The sequence below is a fragment of the Photobacterium alginatilyticum genome, assembly GCF_009910675.1.
GTDB lineage: Bacteria > Pseudomonadota > Gammaproteobacteria > Enterobacterales > Vibrionaceae > Photobacterium > Photobacterium alginatilyticum.
Genome location: NZ_RSEJ01000023.1, coordinates 1 through 18,154 on the forward strand (window position 1 = coordinate 1; position 18,154 = coordinate 18,154).

The following is an 18,154-nucleotide window of genomic DNA, read 5'->3' on the forward strand; positions in this document are numbered from 1 at the left end:
ACAAAAACTGGAGTCTTTCCTTATGATTGATCATTTCAACTTCCTTATTGATACTTTCAAGTAGAATAAGCATATTGATTGAATGCGATTCATGCTAGTTTTTGCAAGTGTTATTTCTATATGAACAAGAAAGTGCAAGGTGACACTTTGATGTTGTACCGCAGATGCTGCCGACCAGTTTAGCTTTGTCGTCAGCGTACCATTTAACTCATCTATTGCAGCTGGCCCCGACATGCCGCTGAACCCTTTCCTTTTTGCTCCGGAAGGACGCTTCCACGGCGATAACTTCAACGTTGAATTCCCCGGTCGCGAGCTCGAAATCCACCTAAAGGGCGATTCACTGACCTCTCTCGCTTCTGATCGGTTCTTTTCAACGGCAAACGATACATCAGTCTATGACCCGAGCAACTGTCCAGGCCCTGACTGTGACAGCTTCCGCGGAGAGAACGGAACACCCTGGGGATTACTCATAGATTCTAACTGGTCTCATCCTGCTGAAAGAATTGATGTACTAGAGGCATACCCAAATCTGGCTGATTTTGCCCGCTCAGGCGGCGAGACAAACAGCAACTGGCACCAGCGTACTAACGCTATCGTCAGCAAACTTTTTGAATAATGTCTAAGAGGAAAAGATGATAAATAAATTGTGTATTTCCCTCGGCCTCGCCTTTGCTCTCACAAGCTGCGGTGGTGGCGGTGACTCTGGTGGTAGCAGCGGTGGAGGCGGGAGCGAGAACCGGGTGACCTTTGATCAAATTGTCATCCCTGAAGGATTCAACCTAAGAACCTCTTACCCGGTCATGCTCGACATATCACTCGGATCCAATGAGCTTATGTTCCTCAATGTTTATGGCAGCTACAAGCACGCAAGAAACGGAGAAGTTGTAGCTGATACCAGTAGCCGGATTATCGCCGGCGAGCTCAAAGACGGGCAATTCAAAGGGAGGTTTACAGCCACCTCAGGCTTAGACAGTGTACTCGTAGAAGCATGGTTTAGAGACGGAACTCGTCTCCCATTTCGTCAAGTTATCCAGCTTCCTCAAGAAACTATCACGATACGTAACTAGACATGGCAATATTTAAGGTTATTGCTGCTCGGCACAAACTGCTGGTGCCGAGCAGCAAAATTTCTATCGCAGTATTACTTAATGTCTATGGTTCGGCTGGCTTTTCGATATTGGATTCTCCACCCCTGCCAACGCGGCAACTCCCAGCGCTTCGGATCGGCTTTTCGTTTCCCGCTGACATGCACGGCCGTAACCAGCTTTCTTGCGATATGGTACTCGATTCGCATTGTTAAATCGGTCAATTCAACCTGATACGGATATGCCTGATCAAATTCGTCGCGCTCCCAGTCAGGAATACCATCAAAAGGGAAGTCATCAACACTAAACAGCTCCAGGTCTTCTGCTGTCTCAACCCCAAGTGCTTCCAGTTGTTCGCTGAACCACTCAGTCATATCCACCTGCGTTGCCGGACGCGAACAAACCTCTTGCTGGTAGCGCCCGAGCGCCACATAAAGATTCCATTGATGGATGTCGGCCGATATCTTATCAGCAAGCCCCGGTAAGGCCACTCCCTCAAGAATCATCCCGAGTAGTGCCTGTCTTGCTGACTGTCCCTGCGGCTCTTGCCATTGTGAACTGATCACGCGCCCTGCGTATACACGCTGTACTTCAACCAAGCATTGATCATCTGTCATCTGACTTTGACCCTGTACCTCCTCACCAAATTCCAGTGAGCTCATCATCTCCAGGCTGACAGGAGACATACAGGTTGCCAGTGACAATGTTTGCTTTACCCCTTTCCCCGGCAAAGCAAACTGATCGAAAACGATAGCTGCCTCTGCACTATCGGCAAATCGGCTGTCACGCCCTACAGTTACTTCGTTGTAGCCATTACCTAGTGCCTGACGACGTTTTTCGCGTCTGATGTACACCAACTCAGGCGCAGCTGTCATTACAGCCTGTAGCCAATTTTCGCGCTTAATTGATGTGGCAACTTCCAATTGCGGGAGCTCAAGAGCCTCACGAATTTGTTCGGATAGTTGCCTTGCTTCTTTAAGGACACTTTCGTCAACAGTAAGAAAGTCGGGGATCGGTTCTCGAAGCAGTTTTACCATCGTCATGGCGTCACAGGCCATCGGTAACCATTTTGACAGCAGTTCACGCCGCTCTTCACCGCTTGGTAATTGCCAAAGCCGCTGCGGCACACTAAGCGCAGCAGACAAGTCAACCATCATCTCCTGGCTGGCCTTATCAGGCATAACTGTTATCAGGTGTGCAAACAATGTATCAATCGGCAGCGGATACAAACGCTGGCCATGAGCAGTCACCTTCCCCTGCTCGTCAATCGCTCGCATTTGCAGTAGTTTGTCCTTCGCTTTTTCAAGCGTTTGTTGAGGCAAGCTGTCAACAAACTTCAGCTCTGCAAATGTGAAGCCACAACAGGCCGCTGCCAGCATCGGCTCAACCAACTCCTCCCGATGCAGCTCAGGCGGGGTCAGCCTCTCAAGCGGCGCGGCCTTACCGTATAAACGAATACAGCACCCTTCACTGACTCGACCAGCCCGACCTTTACGCTGCTCGGCACTGGCTCGTGATATTGCATGAAGCCCCAGCACTGTTCGGCCGTTTCGCTGGTGTGTTCTGCGCTCAAGGCCAGTGTCAACGATAAGAGTCACACCAGGAATGGTTAGCGATGTCTCGGCGACATTCGTGGCCAAAATAATCCGCTGCTTGTCGCTTTCAGTTAGCGCTCTGTGCCTCTCTTCGTCAGAGACAGAGGCATGGAGCGGAATAACATCCATCAGCCCCGAAGCAATTTGCTCGTTAAAAGCTTGTTTTAACTGAGACACGCATTGGGCAATTTCTTTGCGACCCGGGAGAAAGACCAGAATATCCTGATGCTGCTCATAAACTCCTAATATCGCTGCGCTGACTTTCTTCTCAACCCCTCTGATGTCAGGCATATTTCTGCTATCACTGGCAGAGTGGGTAACTTCGACAGAATAGGTTCGCCCCTTGGCCTGCAAGCGCTGAGCGCCGAGATATTCTGACAGACGCTGACCATCCATTGTCGCCGAAGTCGCGACCAGTCGGTGCCTGTTAAGCTTCATTAGCAAAGCTAGCAGCAAGTCGGTATCCCAGCGCCTTTCATGAAACTCATCGATGATCACCGTATCAAAAGACGCAAGCTGATCTTCGCTTAACCATCGCAATGCAACGCCAGGGGTCACAAAAACAATGCGGCTCAAATCTGTAAATCGATTATCAAAACGGATTGCATATCCTACGCCTTCACCCAGCGTCTCCCCCGCCAATTGCGCGACATATTCGGCTAGTGAAGTACATGCCACACGTCTTGGCTCGACGACCAATACCCTTCCCTTTTCTGCAGCCCATAGCGGCAAACGGGTCGACTTACCCGAACCGGTCTCGGCTTCAACAACCAAATGCTGCTGTGAAAGTTGGGAGAGGAATGTTTCTTTAAGAGAATCTATGGGTAACTTCTGCGACATGCCTGTTTCTGCTGCTAAATCCAATTCTTACGGTATTTTGTCAGCATTTGACGTCCATGTCATACTTTGCTGTGAGATTGGTGTTTGGACATGGGAGCCGTCAACGATGACTACAATGTCACTGCATTAGTCAGGGGCGATTTTGCCTCATGGCATCTTCAGCATGGACTGTTATTTTATCTTTAAGGCCTTTGTTGATCTTATAGTGAATAACAAAAATGACAGTAAACAGCCCCATAAGGAATGGCTGCTGATTAAAAGCACCGGTAAATACAGACAATAGTGAGCCCGTATCTGTTTCAGTCAAGAAGAGAATTATGATCGCAATGATTGATAGCGTTACCTGAGCAGACCAATTAATCACTTTCTTCTTATTAACAAGCTCTAATACTTCCTCACTTTTGGTATGCATGACGATATCATTTGGTTTCTCTACTAACTGATATTCAGAAGGCATGCAGATTGGCGAGTAACTAATATAGTTTTTCTCTATTCTTTCCACCACGCTATCATGAATTTTGGCCAGTTTAATATTCACTTTGCCCGTATTCATCAACTCGTCGATATTTCTCGGCGCGTAACGATACAGTGATTTCAGCCCGGCTCTCGAGTCATACATTGTGCCATGGCTATTGGCCTTATCGCGATATTGACCAAGAATACCGTTTTTGAGCCTTAGTCCATGTTGCTGCGCTTTTTCCAGCATCCATACCAGCGGCACATAAGAGAGGTCATCATCCGGATAGCCACCTCCCACATTAGAGTGAACACCGCTAAACCAGACCTGCTCGATACGATTACCATCTTCGTTGCTTTCATCCCAAAGCAAAGGGTGAAAGGTCTTTCGTTCATCATCGATCGCCAGGGCGTGCACTGCCTTCTCAACGGATTGCGATAACTGACGATCAGGTATGTAGAGTGGGTAAAAACGATTGATAAAGTCTTTTATCTCATCAACGGGTGCGCCATAGGCATCCACGGTATCCCACACACCAACAAATTTAATCGGAATGGGAGTGTTATTCCCTGACTGTGTATCTTGGCCCGTTCGCTTTTTCCAGTCACTCAAATAGGACTCATATTTATCCTTGGCATCCTGTTTGAGCTCAACGTCATTATTACCTTGTGCCAATCCCTGATTTGCCACAAGCCCAACTAATATTCTCACCGTAAAGGCACCACGACTAAAGCCAAAGCAATAAATATCATCACCCGCTTCATAATTCCTGCTGAGAAAAGAGTAGAGGTCAATCACGTTTTGCTTTAATCCCCAGCCAATCGCCCCACCAAGCAACTTGAGAGGCTTAAAGCTGGATGTGCCAACACCGTCGTCATAGAGGGCTATTTGTGTTTTGGCTACCTCTTCACTGTTTATATCTATCGCTTTATAGGTACGCCACACGTTTGTTTTGTGCAGCTTGGCCGCACTATTGCCGGTACCATCCGAGAGCAGAATAATATTCTTGGCCACATTCACATCTCCTTTACGATATCTGCAACTAAACCTGTCTCAGATAAGAACTATGACAATAACCATCAGCCAAGTTATCTCCTTCAAGATCAACCTGGCTCCAATCACCTTCCTGGCCAATCACATAAACAAATGAGTTAGGCTGTAATACTGATAACGTCGGAAAGTTCACTCCCGGACCGGCACGTAAGTTAAGTCCTGTACGTGCTATTACTTTAGAACGCACCATCTGCTCTTCGTCCGGATTATCGTTCAGGCTTGGTCTGTCAGGCAGTAAAGACGGAACAGGTGGTGCACCGCCGTCTCTCTGGGAACGGTAGATTTCACTGGCAAGGTTATTGGCCCAGCTCTCGTCGGCGTTTTCCGGGTAATACCCCCGACGTAGTTCCGATAAGGATAAATCAGGCAACTGCAAATGCGGCATTTCCCAAGATAATGGCTCAAGCCCCTCAGCCTTGGCAACTTTGTGCATCCGTTTCCACCATTTTCGCTTTTGCCCACTATCATCCCAACTCCAGCGGCCGTTCTCCCTCAACACTAAATCAGCTGCACATCCATATTGATGCATGGATTGCCATGGCCTAGCCCTGGTCACTATTGGACCAGCCACACCATTACGCCCTTTGCTGAAGAGGTAGGCTTGTCGAGACGGAGAGCGGTAGCCTTCAAAAACCTTAAATGGTAACCCTTCTTTATTTAAGATCGATACGACTGAAGCGACTCGAGTTCGTATCGTAGGATGAAGGTGTTGCATGTTTCGATCTACACTCATGTCAATATCACCCTTAATTTTGGTATTCTCAAATACACATCATTGGGCTTATCACGCTAAGCAATAAAGCATGCTCGAAGTAAACTACTGCGCATCAAATTAATAATGCCATACAGTATTGTAGTCTAAACTATACATCTCGCTATCTACGGCGAATAATCGTTTACATTTTCACTAGCGCTAATGTCGTCTTAGTCATTGTATTGTCTGCCAGGTATCTGTCCCTAAAGGCATCGGAAGTCAGTGGCTTGGAGTAATAATAGCCTTGCCCGATATTGCAAGATTTGGTTTTCAGAAACGCTTCCTGTGTGGCGGTTTCAATGCCTTCAGCAACCACAGACATACCAAGGTCATTAGCCATTGAAATAATTGCGCCAGACAAGGCCTGATCATAGGTATCTGTATCGATATCACGAATAAAGTCTCTATCAATTTTGACGCCATCAAAGCTGAACTGACGAAGGTACTTCAATGAAGAATACCCTGTACCAAAATCATCAAGCCATACCTGAACGCCAGCATCCGATAAAGACTTAAGGTACTGTTGTGCTTTCCTTTCATTTTTTATCAGCAAACTTTCCGTTACCTCAACATGCAACCTGTCGGCAGAAAGGTTATGCTTATCTAACATTTCTACAATTTTCTCGCAGGTATTTTGCCTGTAAAGCTGTTTGGCCGATATATTGATTGCAATATGGAACTTAGGCGGCAAATCGGCTGACCAATCCACCAGATGCTGACAAACGCTTTCTATTAACCAGTCACCAATTGGAATGATTAGCCCGGTAGATTCGGCGATGTAGATAAACTCGTCAGGGTGGATCAAGCCAAGTTTCGGATGACGCCATCGAATAAGGGCCTCAGCCCCTACTACTCTACCGCTGTTAAGATCAATCTGGGGCTGCAGCCAGATTTCAAATTGCTCCAGGGCTGTTTGAGCCTTCCTTAACTCTGTTTCTATCAAGCTTCGGTGCTCAAGGCGGTTGTTCATTTCAGCATTAAAATGACTGAATGTTCCCTTTCCTTTTGCCTTGGCCTCATACATTGCAATGTCAGCATTTTTAATCAAATCGTTGCCGGTATCAGAAGATGCCGACAAACTTGATATTCCAATACTGGCATTGATAAATAACTCCTTACCCTCAATGGTAATTGGCCGTTTAATCAATTTGATCAGTCTTTTTGCGACAGTCGATGCCTCGCTATCATTAGCCAACTGAGGCAAACAAAGCAGAAACTCATCCCCACCCACCCTGGCTAGAATGGCCTGACTCTCGCTGCATTCAGAATTGAAGTCGGTACGGCGAAGGCTGGTAATAATCCGCTCCGAGACCTGCCTCAGCAGCGCATCGCCTACCGGATGGCCAAAGGTGTCATTGGTGTTTTTGAATTCGTCAAGATCAATGAACATAACAAACAAAGGCGAGAAATGTGCCTTACGCTTTCTAATCAACGCGTTGAGCAACTGCAGGAAATACTCTCTGTTGGGCAACTTCGTCAATGGATCATGATAGGCAAGAAACTCCATTTCTTTTGTCCGCAGCTGTAATTTAATACTGAGATCGTTAAATGAGTTCGCCAGTATCCCTACCTCATCACTGGAGCTAACCTTATTCAGTCGAGAAAAATCCCCTTGAGACATGCGTTTCACATGATCTACCAGATCAGAAATGGGACCAGTTATCGAGCGCGTCAAAAAGACCGACAGAATAAGGCTCATTAAACAGACAAATAACACAGAGACGCCGGTTATCACTTGGATCTGCATCAGTTTCAACTGCGTAAAATCGGATATCAGTTGCCTTGAATTATTGATATCACCATGAATGGATGTAAGAGAAAATTGCAGAAATAAACCGCCCAGTAACTTATCACCAAGGAAAATTGGCGTAGCAAGCTCATAGTGCAGCTTGGTCTCATTTGAGTAATCTCTTTTATCGGTTAACACCGCATTCAACACATCAGTTCGATCAAACAGCTCACCGTAGCTAGTGATCTTTCGCTCGGCTTCATGGAAGATCTTTCCGTTATCATCAAAAACAACAATCACATCAACTTTCTTGGAACTTAATGCCGGATTCAAAAGCCGATATGTCGACTCTAAGTCATACATGTAAAGCGGGTTAACCAGGGCCTCGGAAAAATACTTCAGTGAATGATTGGCTCGTTCGTACAGTTGCTTCATCAATGTTTGGGAGGTCAACTTCGTCGTATCTTCTAAGACTTCTCTCGAGCTATCTTTAACAATCGCTATCTGAATCGTCGAAACCAACACAATACCACCGACGACAAGTAAGGTATTCCATAATGAAAAGCGGGTAAGCAAGTTCATTATCCCCCCTAGGGAACCAACTGCTGTTCAACAATTTCTCTAAGCTGTTCGGCATACGCGATGCCGTCTAATGCATCAGAGCTTAAATGCGTAAATTTTGCCGTTGACTGATACCGCCGCAGTGCCGCTTTCCCAGCTTCGCTGTCATTGGCATCAAGCAATAGTCGCTGGATCTCGTTCTTTAACCCGTTGTCGATCCCGGAGCGAATCAAAACAACACTTCTTGGAAACGACGGAGACTGATGGATAATAGTCAGCTCTTCCCGCATCTGCGACGGCAGATCTTCCTCATCGTTCCAATTCAAATCGCTAAAGGCGCCAGCCATAATCACCCCGTTACAGACCCATGATGAAATGTTGACTTCGTTATGCGAGGCCGTCATTTCATCAGAAAATAGGTAACCGACCCGATTCGCATCAGGTAACTCTCTCGGTGATTTTAACTCCTGAAGTTCAAAGCCTGACTGAAGCAAAATTGATGCAGGAATATAGAAAGCACTGGCAGAGCTTCTGTCTTCAAAAGCAATGGTTTTTCCAAGTAAATCATTCAATGACTTAATACCACTATCCTTCCGGACAAAGAACACCGAGCGATATTTATCCACTCCTTTCTTCCACCTAAGCAAAAGCAACTCGGCATAGGATTCGTTAACGAGTTTACTGGCTGTAAATACCGTTTCCGACAATACATCAACCTTGCCTTGCTCAAGAAGATTCATCATCTGTGCGGTATTTCTGGCGACGATCACCTCGCCTTTTTCGATACCGTAAGCATGAAGATTGCTGGCTAAGTAATCAGCCATCGGCTTAATGAATTTATATTGCTTCTTCGGATTGGTACTGATGACACCAACAGTAAGTACGCTAGAAAACAGGCTCGAGTCAGTTTGACTCACTGTCACAGCATTTGTTTCTATACCGACAAACAATAACGCCAGACACAAAGCCCTGTAGCTCATGACTCGACATAGTTGAACATCCTTCATCGACTGCCCTTCATGAAATTGCTCTAAAACAAATTTCATAATAGACCAACGGGAAAATTGTGTTATTCAGTTCTCAATTTTTCGATGAAAAAATGCAGCATTCATAACTAGCTGTTCCAACCTTCTATTAGTACCGGTCTTGTAATTTGTCAGTTATTTCTCTCACAAATACTTTCGGCTTCATTAACAAGCACTGCAGCTGTTCACAAACTCAGCATGACTCACTAACCTTCTTCCCCGGTCAGCACATTATTTGTTAACCCGTTACCTACGAGGAATGGGGAAAAATCCCCCCAAAATAAAGAAACATGATCATTTTCTCGAAAATAACCCTTACAGGCTTTGAAATAACTCGCTTATAAGCATACGATTAGCCCCTAAATGAAAATGTTGTATACAATTTTTATTGATAACTACCAAGTCCCCAAAAACAGAGTCTATTGCATGAAAAACGATAAAAGACCCTTATATATTCCCTACGCAGGCCCTGCGTTGCTTGAAACACCTCTGCTAAACAAAGGTAGTGCATTCTCTGTCGAAGAACGGATGTTCTTCAATCTGGAAGGTCTGCTTCCAGAAGCAATTGAAACCATCGAAGAGCAAACCGAACGTGCATATCAGCAGTATCAAAAATTTGATAATGATATGGATAAGCACATTTACCTGCGAAACATCCAGGATACTAACGAGACTCTGTTCTATCGCCTGGTTGAAAATCACATCACCGAAATGATGCCAATCATCTACACGCCAACAGTAGGTGCGGCATGTGAAGACTTTTCTAATATCTATCGCCGTGGACGCGGCCTGTTTATCTCGTACCCGAACCGCGACCGCATTGAAGACATGCTGAACAACGCCTCTCGCCACAATGTAAAAGTAATCGTTGTGACCGATGGCGAACGTATTCTTGGTCTTGGTGACCAGGGCATCGGCGGTATGGGGATCCCAATTGGTAAGCTGTCTCTATATACCGCCTGTGGTGGTATTAGCCCGGCATATACCCTGCCGGTTGTTCTTGATGTGGGTACCAATAATCCACAACGCCTGTCTGATCCTATGTACATGGGCTGGCGCCATCCGCGTATCTCCGGTCAGGAATACGAGAACTTCGTTGACGAATTTATCCAGGCAGTAAAACAACGTTGGCCAGATGCGTTAATCCAGTTTGAAGATTTTGCCCAGAAAAACGCCATGCCTCTGCTTGAGCGCTACAAGGACAAAGTTTGTTGCTTCAACGATGATATTCAGGGGACTGCAGCGGTTACTGTTGGCTCATTGTTGGCCGCTTGTAAGGCCGCAGGCAGCAAGCTATCTGAACAACGAGTCACCTTCCTGGGCGCTGGCTCAGCAGGTTGTGGTATCGCTGAAGCAATTATCGCGCAGATGGTTTCGGAAGGCATTTCCGATGAACAAGCCCGTAGCCAGGTGTTTATGGTTGATCGCTGGGGTCTGTTGGTAGACGACATGCCGAACCTGATTAACTTCCAGAAGAAGCTTGTTCAGCCTCGTGACGAAATTAATAAGTGGGAAGCACAGGATAACAACATCTCGCTACTTGATGTTATGCGCAATGCCAAACCCACCATTCTGATCGGTGTATCCGGTGTACCGGGACTATTCAGTGAAGATGTGATTCGTGAAATGCACCAGCATTGCGAACGCCCTATCATCTTCCCGCTGTCCAACCCGACTAGCCGCGTTGAAGCGACACCGGCTGATATAATTCGCTGGACAGATGGTAATGCGCTCGTTGCCACGGGCTCTCCGTTTGAACCTGTTGTACATAACGGTAAAACCTACCCGATTGCCCAGTGTAACAACAGCTATATCTTCCCGGGGATCGGCCTGGGCGTATTGGCTGTCGGCGCGCGTCGCGTCACTGACGAAATGCTGATGGAAAGTAGCCGCGCTCTGGCAGAATGCTCCCCGCTGGCTATCGATGGTAAAGGCGCCCTGCTCCCACCATTGGAAGAAATCCAGACAGTATCCCGTCATATTGCTTTTGCTGTTGCCAAAAAGGCAGTTGAGCAGCATAAGGCACCGAAAAATACTGACGAACGAATTAAAGAGAAGATTGACGCAAACTTCTGGCAAGCAGAATACCGTCGTTACAAGCGTACTTCTTTCTAATAAATACCTATCAATAGCCCGCGCAGATGCGGGCTTCTTCATTTTAGGCTACGCCCTCCCCTCCAATAAGTACACCCAGCCTCTCAGCACAACACAGACTAAGAAGCCCATAACTATTTTTCAGATAAGATGAATAGGTGTTGCATGGTTTCATTTATTTCCGTGATAGACCTCAAAAAAACACTGTTCGATTGTTGTGATAATGGCCAGCGCATATATATTAACTAATAACAAACACTAATTACTTTTAAACGGTGAATGCATATAAAATAAAATTTAGATTTATTTATAACAGCAGATATAAACACCTGAAATGTCATTTAATATGCATTTCTACAAATCGCTTTCCTATTATTTTACTACCACATCAGTTGTGGTTGTTTATTTTAAATATATTTGTAATTCATCTAACGGAGAGACACATGAACAAATCAATTTTATTCGCCATCGCATCCACTATCGCCTTAGCATGCTCTAGCAGTGCAATTGCCAGTGGAAACCACAGCGGGCAAGCATTGAAAGAAACAGGGAAATCAGGTTCACACGCCAGTGCAAGTGCTGGTCATTCTATTGCCGGGTCAGGGCAAGTGACTTCAGCCGCTTCAGCCATGCCACTCGCCGTTGTGGGCTCTGTCGGTACAGTTAGTAAAACAGTATCCAATGAACTGATGGAAGCCGCAACGGCACCTATTGGTACCCCATTAGAAATTACGGAAGAGTCAATTTCAGCAGGTCCACCACCGAGTGAAGCATTAAAGCCAAATTTGAATAACCAAGAAATATAGGAGATAACTAATGAAGGTTGTAAGGCTTTATATCCTAATATCCTCTCTGTTTCTATTATCATTTCCGAGCGCTTCGGCGCTCGCAGGTATGAGCCAGGCAGGATCAGAAACGTATTATACGACAGAAGAGATCTTATCCTTTTCTAAGAAAGTTGAAAAGATATTGGCCAAAAAAGGAGCCAGAGTTGCCATTATTGCAAGGGTAGGTAGTTCGCGTAGTAATTTACCGCCAGGAATAAGATTTACTCATACAGCCGTTGCCGTTTATTCTCAGATTACCACTGAAGATGATAGAGTTGTGCCTGGGTATGCAATATATAACCTGTACCAGACAGAACAATCACCAGATGTGAGTGAGCTGGTACAAGATTTTCCGGTCGATTTTTTTGCTGGTGTCGAAGATCTTGAAGCAGGTGTAATCATACCCTCTGCAGAATTACAAAGAAGGCTATTAACCATTATATCTTCATCAAGTTATAACAATTTACATAACCCCAATTACTCACTCATTGCAAACCCGTTCACAACGGACTTTCAAAACTGCACGGAGTTCACCCTTGACCTTATTACCGCCGCTATCTATCAGACTGACGATATAAAAGCGATTAAACTCAACCAAAGGGCTTACTTTAGGCCTCAGCCTTTGCGTGTAAGTCCTGTTAAGCTTGCGCTTGGCTCGATGTTTGTTGCAGATATCACAACGTCCGATCATCCGGGATCTCCTGAAACAGCCACCTTTACAACCATTGGTGATTTTCTAACCAACTACAACGCCGCTTCTGAGGTGTTTACTATCACACTTGACGCTCAGGATGGATAAGTTACCGCTACAAATATCGCTATTTCACATAACTAGAACCTACGCAGCAACATATAATGCAACGCATGATAGTATCGAGCCCCTATACAACAGTAGTGCAGTTTGCAATAACAAAAAATGAACAACTTAAGCTTGGTTCATTTAAGGACGTACGATGAAAGAAGATAATAAGAACAAAAGATGGATTGCTAGTTTTTGGCGAAGAATTGCAGCATTTTTAGTCGATATTGCCATACTTGGTACCAGTGGTTTCTTCTTGGGCTTCATGTTTCAAGACTTCTTTGTTCAAATTGGAAACTGGGGTAACTTGATTGGGTTTTCAATTGCGCTGCTTTATTACAGCATACTAAATAGTAGCCTTGGCCACGGACAAACACTAGGTAAAAAGCTATTTAAAATAAAGGTTGTTGATTCTAATAACAATACAATAACTGTTAATAGGTCATGTAGCAGATATTTAATTTTATATATCCCTGTATATCTTAATGGTGTCCAGCCTGATGGTAATATTACACCGATGCTATTAGAGTACTTATACCCTCTTATCATTTTTGGCGGGCTATTCTCTACCTACTACCTATACCTTTTTAACCGTACAACGAGACAGTCACTGCATGACCTGGCCGTTGGAACCTACGTTGTAAACATCAATAGTGAACAACAAGATATTGGAAAAGTATGGCGACCACACTTGGTTATCATTTCTCTGTTTTGCACAGCGATGCTTAGCTTACCCTTATTATTACAAGATAACGCTCAAGCAGAGCTCATTACAAAACTTGCTACAACTCAAGATGCTGTGATGGAAATTCCTTCATTACTCTCGGTAAACGTAACTGACGGGGAAACTGTTTTCAAAACAACAGATGGAGAAACGACCAACACTACCTATGTTGCCGCAGACGTATTCCTGTTAAAGAATAAAGTAGATGATGTAGAACTCGCTCGACATATTGCAGAGATAATCGTTCATACCTACGAGCCTTCATTAGATAAAGACATTATCAAGGTTCAGTTAATTTACGGTTATGACACGGGTATTTTTTCGAGTTGGAATAAACAAAACCACTCTTTTGAACCTTTAGAGTTATAGCCAAACTACCTCAAGATGCAGGATTCAGAGTGAGGCCAGCAGCAGAGTTGGCTGTTAACTATCACTTTCCAACCTAATGCACCTTCGATTCAAAGAGTCTGACCTTGCTCTCACATGACATTGACTATAATTGACAATTAACTAACAATTCAAAGGGTTGTGGCATATAGTACCTTGATAAGGTATTAGGGTACTATTGCCGATAGCATTTAATGGTTACACTTAGGTTTATATGAAACTGCTCTCCTTCATTCGCATTTCTGCAGTTCTCTGTATCGTTCTTACTGGAACGAGTTTGCTTATCGATCGTTGGATATCGGAATCAACTACGGATCGTATATTTTTTGATCCCTCTCTCATCCCTTCACGCTCTATTGGTCTGGTGCTAGGAACAAGTAAGTACATCGCCAAAAACCTCAATCCTTACTACGACTACCGCATGTCTGCCGCTCTTGAGTTATATGAGCTTGGGAAAGTCAATATTTTACTGCTAAGTGGAGATAACGCCCATCGCTCATACAACGAGCCTTGGACAATGAAGCGAGACTTATTGAAAGCCGGTATTCCAGATCAAGACATTGTTCTGGATTACGCCGGTTTTCGCACACTGGACTCCATCGTCAGAGCCAAGAACGTCTTCGAGGCCGACCACTTCGTTATCATTACCCAAAAGTTTCACTGTGAACGGGCATTGTTTATTGCCCAAAGCAATGACATTGATGCAATTTGTCTTGCAGTTCCGGAGCCCAGAGGCATGGCTGGATTAAAAATACGTGTTCGGGAAATTCTTGCAAGGGTGAAAGCTGTGGTCGACCTCTACCTGTTAGACATTCAACCCCGCTTCCTCGGACCCAAAGAGCCTATAGCCACCGAACAGGCAATCCTTGAAGGGCCCGTGCTTGAAAAGCAAGAAATTGAAGAACCAACGACAGAAGAACTACAAACCAGCGGATGAGTTTTTCCGTATCAGAAATACAACAAAGCCACTGCGATTCTTCAGTGGCTTTCTTATATCATCAGAAATTACGGTTTAACGATTGGAAGTAAAACTGTTAGTTCGCCTTTTGTTTTCCTTCCTTCTCGATATACGCTTTTAAAAACTTCATTCGCACACCTTTCATGTGCGCCTGTGCCTCGCTATGAACGCGCTTACGCAACCCCTGCGTTTTGGAACCCATAATGACCTAGCCTTATAATTTTATTCAATTTTATTAATTTAAAATTCCCTTTGGATTTATGATACAGAAGGCATAAATTTGCACCTAAAGATTTTTTGCCACCCTAGCTGACATCTGTGATCTAACACACATATTTTGAATAAATAATTACCCTATTGACTGAATCACAACCAATTGCAACAAGCTTCAAAACGAGCACTCTGTAAGCAGAGAAAAATTCATTTAACATTTCTTTTTATCTGTCAATATCACTGCCCCAGCATAAATATGATAAATTATGGGAGCCGTAGAAAATTCAACTACCAAGCCCAACGAGCTCCCCCTTTCGCAGCATGATTATCTAGCCGAGTTTCTGATGGGTACATTTCCACACATTCGCAGACAATAAGCTCACAAAAAAGATAATCAACAAGCCAAAAGCTCAACAAACAACCACCCAGTGGTTAACAATTACCAAAGTTTCTGTAACATTCAACTTAAGTAACATGTTGTGCATCACATTGCGCATTATTAATATAACTAGCGAAAGGAAAGCATATGACAGCCTTAACCCTGACACTGAAAAAGTGGCTGTTTGACCGGAATAGTATCATTCTACTGGCAGACATCGCCCTGTTTAGCATTTTGTTAAATACCCTTCCCTTCGAGGAAGACGTTGTGATCGGCTTGAGCATTCTGGCCTTTGTGGCTGTTTTATGGCTCACAGAAGCGGTTCATGTAAGTATTACAGCTATACTTGTTCCGATAATGGCTGTCGCATTTGGGATATTCAAAACACCACAGGCACTAAGCAACTTTGCCAATCCAATCATTTTCTTGTTCCTTGGTGGTTTTGCCCTTGCTGCTGCATTACACAAGCAAGAACTGGACAAAGCCATTGCCGATAAAGTTCTTCTTATCGCAAAAGGACGTATGTCAGTCGCCGTCTTTATGCTATTTGGTGTTACGGCTGCCCTGTCAATGTGGATCAGCAACACGGCAACGACAGCTATGATGCTCCCTCTCGTACTTGGTGTTTTGAACAAAGTGAATGCTAAAAGCGAACGTGGCACCTATGTGTTTGTGTTACTGGGTATCGCTTACTGCGCAAGTATTGGTGGTATCGCAACGGTTGTCGGCAGCCCACCAAATGCCATTGCCGCTGCAGAAGTTGGCCTGAGCTTTACCGAGTGGATGGCGTTCGGTCTGCCGGTATCGATGATTTTGCTACCAATCACTGTAGGTATGCTCTACTTCATGCTAAAACCGAACCTAAAGCATACATTTGAACTGGACCACAAACCGGTTGAGTGGGACAACGGTAAATTGATAACGCTAGCTATTTTTGGCCTGACGGTATTGATGTGGATTTTCAGCAAACCAATCAATGCATTCTTAGGTGGATTTAGCAAATTTGATACCCTAGTCGCGCTATCTGCAATCGTTCTGCTTGGTATCTCGCGTGTTGTTCAGTGGAAAGATATTGAGAAGTCAACAGACTGGGGTGTACTGCTACTGTTCGGTGGCGGCATCTGCCTAAGTAATGTTCTTAAAGCAACAGGCACCAGTGTTTTCCTTGCTCACAGCCTAAGTGGTTTCTTAGAGCAAGCTGGCCTGTTTTTCACAATATTGGTTGTTGCCGGGTTCGTGGTATTCCTTACCGAGTTTGCCAGTAACACTGCCAGTGCCGCCCTTCTGGTACCCGTATTTGCAACAGTCGCAGAAGCATTGGGTGTCTCACCTGTCATTCTGTCAGCCTTGATTGCGATTGCAGCATCGTGTGCCTTCATGCTTCCGGTGGCTACACCACCTAATGCAATTGTCTTCGGCTCTGGTCATATTAAGCAAAGCGAGATGATGAAAGCCGGTATCTATCTCAACATTGCCTGTATCGGTGCCCTTTCGGCCTTTGCATGGATGTTCTGGTAAGTTTTCGCCCTGCACTATTCTAACAATAAATAATCATTTCCTTTTAGGTGGCCAAAACTGGCCACTTTTTTTGTGCCTTTGTTATCAGACTAGTGGTTGTTCATCTGCCGGGAAGCGAACACCTATAATGTCACGGGCCTGTGTAATGATGGCACTAACAATACGGGCTCTATCCAACCCGGAGTGCGTTACCTGCTGCAACTCGACCAAACGAGCAAATTCAAGCGCTTCGTAATACATCACGTTTTCTTCTTGAGCAACACTCAAATCAACTGCGCCTTCACCCGGACGATGTAACGAAACAGACTTACATTCCGAAATCCCATCAACCAGCATGCTCGCCTGCTCACCCTGGAGTTCGCTCGGGATCAGGCCATCACTGACTTTTGAATGGCTGATAACAGCATCAAACCCGTTATAGTGAAGTACTAATGTACCATGCGCATCCACTCCTGAATCCAACAACGCACCTTGTGCGGTAAAGCTGTTCGGCTCACCAAACAACCCAATTGCAGCACTTAACGGGTAAATGCCAATATCCATCAGCGAGCCATTGGAAAAGGCCGGGTTAAAGGTATTAGGATTTTCGCCATTCAGGTACTTCCCGTAGCGAGAGGACAGTTGGCAATAAGAAAAGTACACTTTGCGCAGCTTCCCGAGCTTAGGTAGCGACTCACGTATGCGCAAAAAGTTCGGGGTATACGTCGTTTTCATGGCTTCGAACAGAACAACACCCTTATCAGCGGCGGCGCTAATTAATGCGTCGACTTCTGCATAATTTGACGCCAGTGGCTTTTCACCGACAACATGCTTGCCCTGCTCAATAAACTGCTTAGCCTGTGGGCCATGAAGTGAATTAGGGCTGGCAATATAGACGGCATCAATCTCATCGCTTGCAGCCATTTCATCAAGGCTGTCAAAGTACCTGTCGACTCCGTATTTTGCGCCAAACTGTTGAGCTTTATCCAGCTGACGTGAATACACAGCTGTCAGCTGGTATTTTCCTGTTTTCACAGCGGCTTCGATAAAACTATCCGTAATCCAATTCGTACCAATCACACCAAAACGGATCATAATCGTCACTACTACCTTATTGTTATTCCATGCTAGTGGGTTCAATCATAACAGATTGTACTCACCGTATTTAATCGCCAAT

General features: G+C 45.0%; 14 protein-coding genes and 1 pseudogene. 8 read left to right on the forward strand and 7 right to left on the reverse strand.

Features of this window, described 5'->3' with window-relative positions; translation table 11 throughout:
• Window positions 1-178: 178 nt before the first annotated feature.
• Window positions 179-616, forward strand: a pseudogene (locus EIZ48_RS19625) (DUF4842 domain-containing protein); the annotation flags it as partial.
• 16 nt (window positions 617-632) lie between these two features.
• Window positions 633-1,067: a hypothetical protein gene (locus EIZ48_RS19630; RefSeq protein WP_160655110.1), complete on the forward strand. Its 435-nt coding sequence runs from the start codon at window positions 633-635 to the stop codon at window positions 1,065-1,067.
• 74 nt (window positions 1,068-1,141) lie between these two features.
• Here EIZ48_RS19630 and EIZ48_RS19635 read toward each other — a convergent pair whose 3' ends face one another.
• The 5 genes from EIZ48_RS19635 to EIZ48_RS19655 all read right to left on the reverse strand — a co-directional run bounded on the left by EIZ48_RS19635 (window position 1,142) and on the right by EIZ48_RS19655 (window position 9,120).
• The gene (locus EIZ48_RS19635) at window positions 1,142-3,520 is read right to left on the reverse strand and encodes a helicase-related protein (RefSeq protein WP_160655113.1); all 2,379 of its coding nucleotides are present in this window, start codon (window positions 3,518-3,520) and stop codon (window positions 1,142-1,144) included.
• Window positions 3,521-3,650: 130 nt separating this feature from the next.
• Window positions 3,651-4,991: a phospholipase effector Tle1 domain-containing protein gene (locus EIZ48_RS19640; RefSeq protein ID WP_160655116.1), complete on the reverse strand. Its 1,341-nt coding sequence runs from the start codon at window positions 4,989-4,991 to the stop codon at window positions 3,651-3,653.
• Window positions 4,992-5,019: 28 nt separating this feature from the next.
• Window positions 5,020-5,763 carry an SH3 domain-containing protein gene (locus EIZ48_RS19645; protein ID WP_160655119.1) on the reverse strand — a complete coding sequence of 248 codons (744 nt, stop codon included), beginning with the start codon at window positions 5,761-5,763 and terminating at the stop codon, window positions 5,020-5,022.
• 163 nt (window positions 5,764-5,926) lie between these two features.
• The gene (locus EIZ48_RS19650) at window positions 5,927-8,095 is read right to left on the reverse strand and encodes an EAL domain-containing protein (protein WP_160655121.1); all 2,169 of its coding nucleotides are present in this window, start codon (window positions 8,093-8,095) and stop codon (window positions 5,927-5,929) included.
• An 8-nt stretch (window positions 8,096-8,103) separates the two neighbouring features.
• Window positions 8,104-9,120 carry a phosphate/phosphite/phosphonate ABC transporter substrate-binding protein gene (locus tag EIZ48_RS19655; protein WP_160655124.1) on the reverse strand — a complete coding sequence of 339 codons (1,017 nt, stop codon included), beginning with the start codon at window positions 9,118-9,120 and terminating at the stop codon, window positions 8,104-8,106.
• A gap of 405 nt (window positions 9,121-9,525) precedes the next feature.
• Here EIZ48_RS19655 and EIZ48_RS19660 point away from each other — a divergent pair, with 405 nt between their 5' ends.
• The 5 genes from EIZ48_RS19660 to EIZ48_RS19680 all read left to right on the forward strand — a co-directional run bounded on the left by EIZ48_RS19660 (window position 9,526) and on the right by EIZ48_RS19680 (window position 14,867).
• On the forward strand, window positions 9,526-11,214 hold the full coding sequence (locus EIZ48_RS19660; RefSeq protein ID WP_075768129.1) for an NAD-dependent malic enzyme: 1,689 nt from the start codon (window positions 9,526-9,528) through the stop codon (window positions 11,212-11,214).
• A gap of 422 nt (window positions 11,215-11,636) precedes the next feature.
• Window positions 11,637-11,999 (forward strand): hypothetical protein, encoded by a 363-nt coding sequence (locus tag EIZ48_RS19665; RefSeq protein ID WP_160655127.1) that lies wholly within the window; start codon window positions 11,637-11,639, stop codon window positions 11,997-11,999.
• A 10-nt stretch (window positions 12,000-12,009) separates the two neighbouring features.
• Window positions 12,010-12,819 carry a DUF2145 domain-containing protein gene (locus tag EIZ48_RS19670; protein ID WP_160655130.1) on the forward strand — a complete coding sequence of 270 codons (810 nt, stop codon included), beginning with the start codon at window positions 12,010-12,012 and terminating at the stop codon, window positions 12,817-12,819.
• A 154-nt stretch (window positions 12,820-12,973) separates the two neighbouring features.
• Window positions 12,974-13,912, forward strand: a complete 939-nt coding sequence (locus EIZ48_RS19675) for an RDD family protein (RefSeq protein WP_160655133.1) — start codon at window positions 12,974-12,976, stop codon at window positions 13,910-13,912.
• A gap of 232 nt (window positions 13,913-14,144) precedes the next feature.
• A complete protein-coding gene (locus EIZ48_RS19680) occupies window positions 14,145-14,867 on the forward strand; it encodes a SanA/YdcF family protein (RefSeq protein ID WP_160655136.1) in 723 nt (240 codons plus the stop codon).
• 97 nt (window positions 14,868-14,964) lie between these two features.
• Here the strand turns inward: EIZ48_RS19680 and EIZ48_RS29770 are convergent, their stop codons facing one another.
• Window positions 14,965-15,090: a hypothetical protein gene (locus EIZ48_RS29770; RefSeq protein ID WP_275690381.1), complete on the reverse strand. Its 126-nt coding sequence runs from the start codon at window positions 15,088-15,090 to the stop codon at window positions 14,965-14,967.
• Window positions 15,091-15,627: 537 nt separating this feature from the next.
• Between EIZ48_RS29770 and EIZ48_RS19685 the strand changes: the two genes are divergently transcribed.
• Window positions 15,628-16,998, forward strand: a complete 1,371-nt coding sequence (locus tag EIZ48_RS19685; RefSeq protein WP_160655139.1) for an SLC13 family permease — start codon at window positions 15,628-15,630, stop codon at window positions 16,996-16,998.
• 84 nt (window positions 16,999-17,082) lie between these two features.
• Here EIZ48_RS19685 and EIZ48_RS19690 read toward each other — a convergent pair whose 3' ends face one another.
• Window positions 17,083-18,072, reverse strand: coding sequence for a Gfo/Idh/MocA family protein (locus EIZ48_RS19690; protein ID WP_160655361.1), 990 nt, complete (start codon window positions 18,070-18,072; stop codon window positions 17,083-17,085).
• Window positions 18,073-18,154 lie beyond the last annotated feature (82 nt).

What these genes read in the sequence shown, in the direction of transcription:
- EIZ48_RS19675 (WP_160655133.1), top strand. Translation starts at nt 12,974, where the DNA reads ATGAAAGAAGATAATAAGAACAAAAGATGGATTGCTAGTTTTTGGCGA.
- EIZ48_RS19655 (WP_160655124.1), bottom strand. Translation starts at nt 9,120, where the DNA reads ATGAAATTTGTTTTAGAGCAATTTCATGAAGGGCAGTCGATGAAGGAT.
- EIZ48_RS19665 (WP_160655127.1), top strand. Translation starts at nt 11,637, where the DNA reads ATGAACAAATCAATTTTATTCGCCATCGCATCCACTATCGCCTTAGCA.
- EIZ48_RS19680 (WP_160655136.1), top strand. Translation starts at nt 14,145, where the DNA reads ATGAAACTGCTCTCCTTCATTCGCATTTCTGCAGTTCTCTGTATCGTT.
- EIZ48_RS19650 (WP_160655121.1), bottom strand. Translation starts at nt 8,095, where the DNA reads ATGAACTTGCTTACCCGCTTTTCATTATGGAATACCTTACTTGTCGTC.
- EIZ48_RS19660 (WP_075768129.1), top strand. Translation starts at nt 9,526, where the DNA reads ATGAAAAACGATAAAAGACCCTTATATATTCCCTACGCAGGCCCTGCG.
- EIZ48_RS19690 (WP_160655361.1), bottom strand. Translation starts at nt 18,072, where the DNA reads ATGATCCGTTTTGGTGTGATTGGTACGAATTGGATTACGGATAGTTTT.
- EIZ48_RS19670 (WP_160655130.1), top strand. Translation starts at nt 12,010, where the DNA reads ATGAAGGTTGTAAGGCTTTATATCCTAATATCCTCTCTGTTTCTATTA.
- EIZ48_RS19635 (WP_160655113.1), bottom strand. Translation starts at nt 3,520, where the DNA reads ATGTCGCAGAAGTTACCCATAGATTCTCTTAAAGAAACATTCCTCTCC.
- EIZ48_RS29770 (WP_275690381.1), bottom strand. Translation starts at nt 15,090, where the DNA reads ATGGGTTCCAAAACGCAGGGGTTGCGTAAGCGCGTTCATAGCGAGGCA.
- EIZ48_RS19685 (WP_160655139.1), top strand. Translation starts at nt 15,628, where the DNA reads ATGACAGCCTTAACCCTGACACTGAAAAAGTGGCTGTTTGACCGGAAT.
- EIZ48_RS19645 (WP_160655119.1), bottom strand. Translation starts at nt 5,763, where the DNA reads ATGAGTGTAGATCGAAACATGCAACACCTTCATCCTACGATACGAACT.
- EIZ48_RS19630 (WP_160655110.1), top strand. Translation starts at nt 633, where the DNA reads ATGATAAATAAATTGTGTATTTCCCTCGGCCTCGCCTTTGCTCTCACA.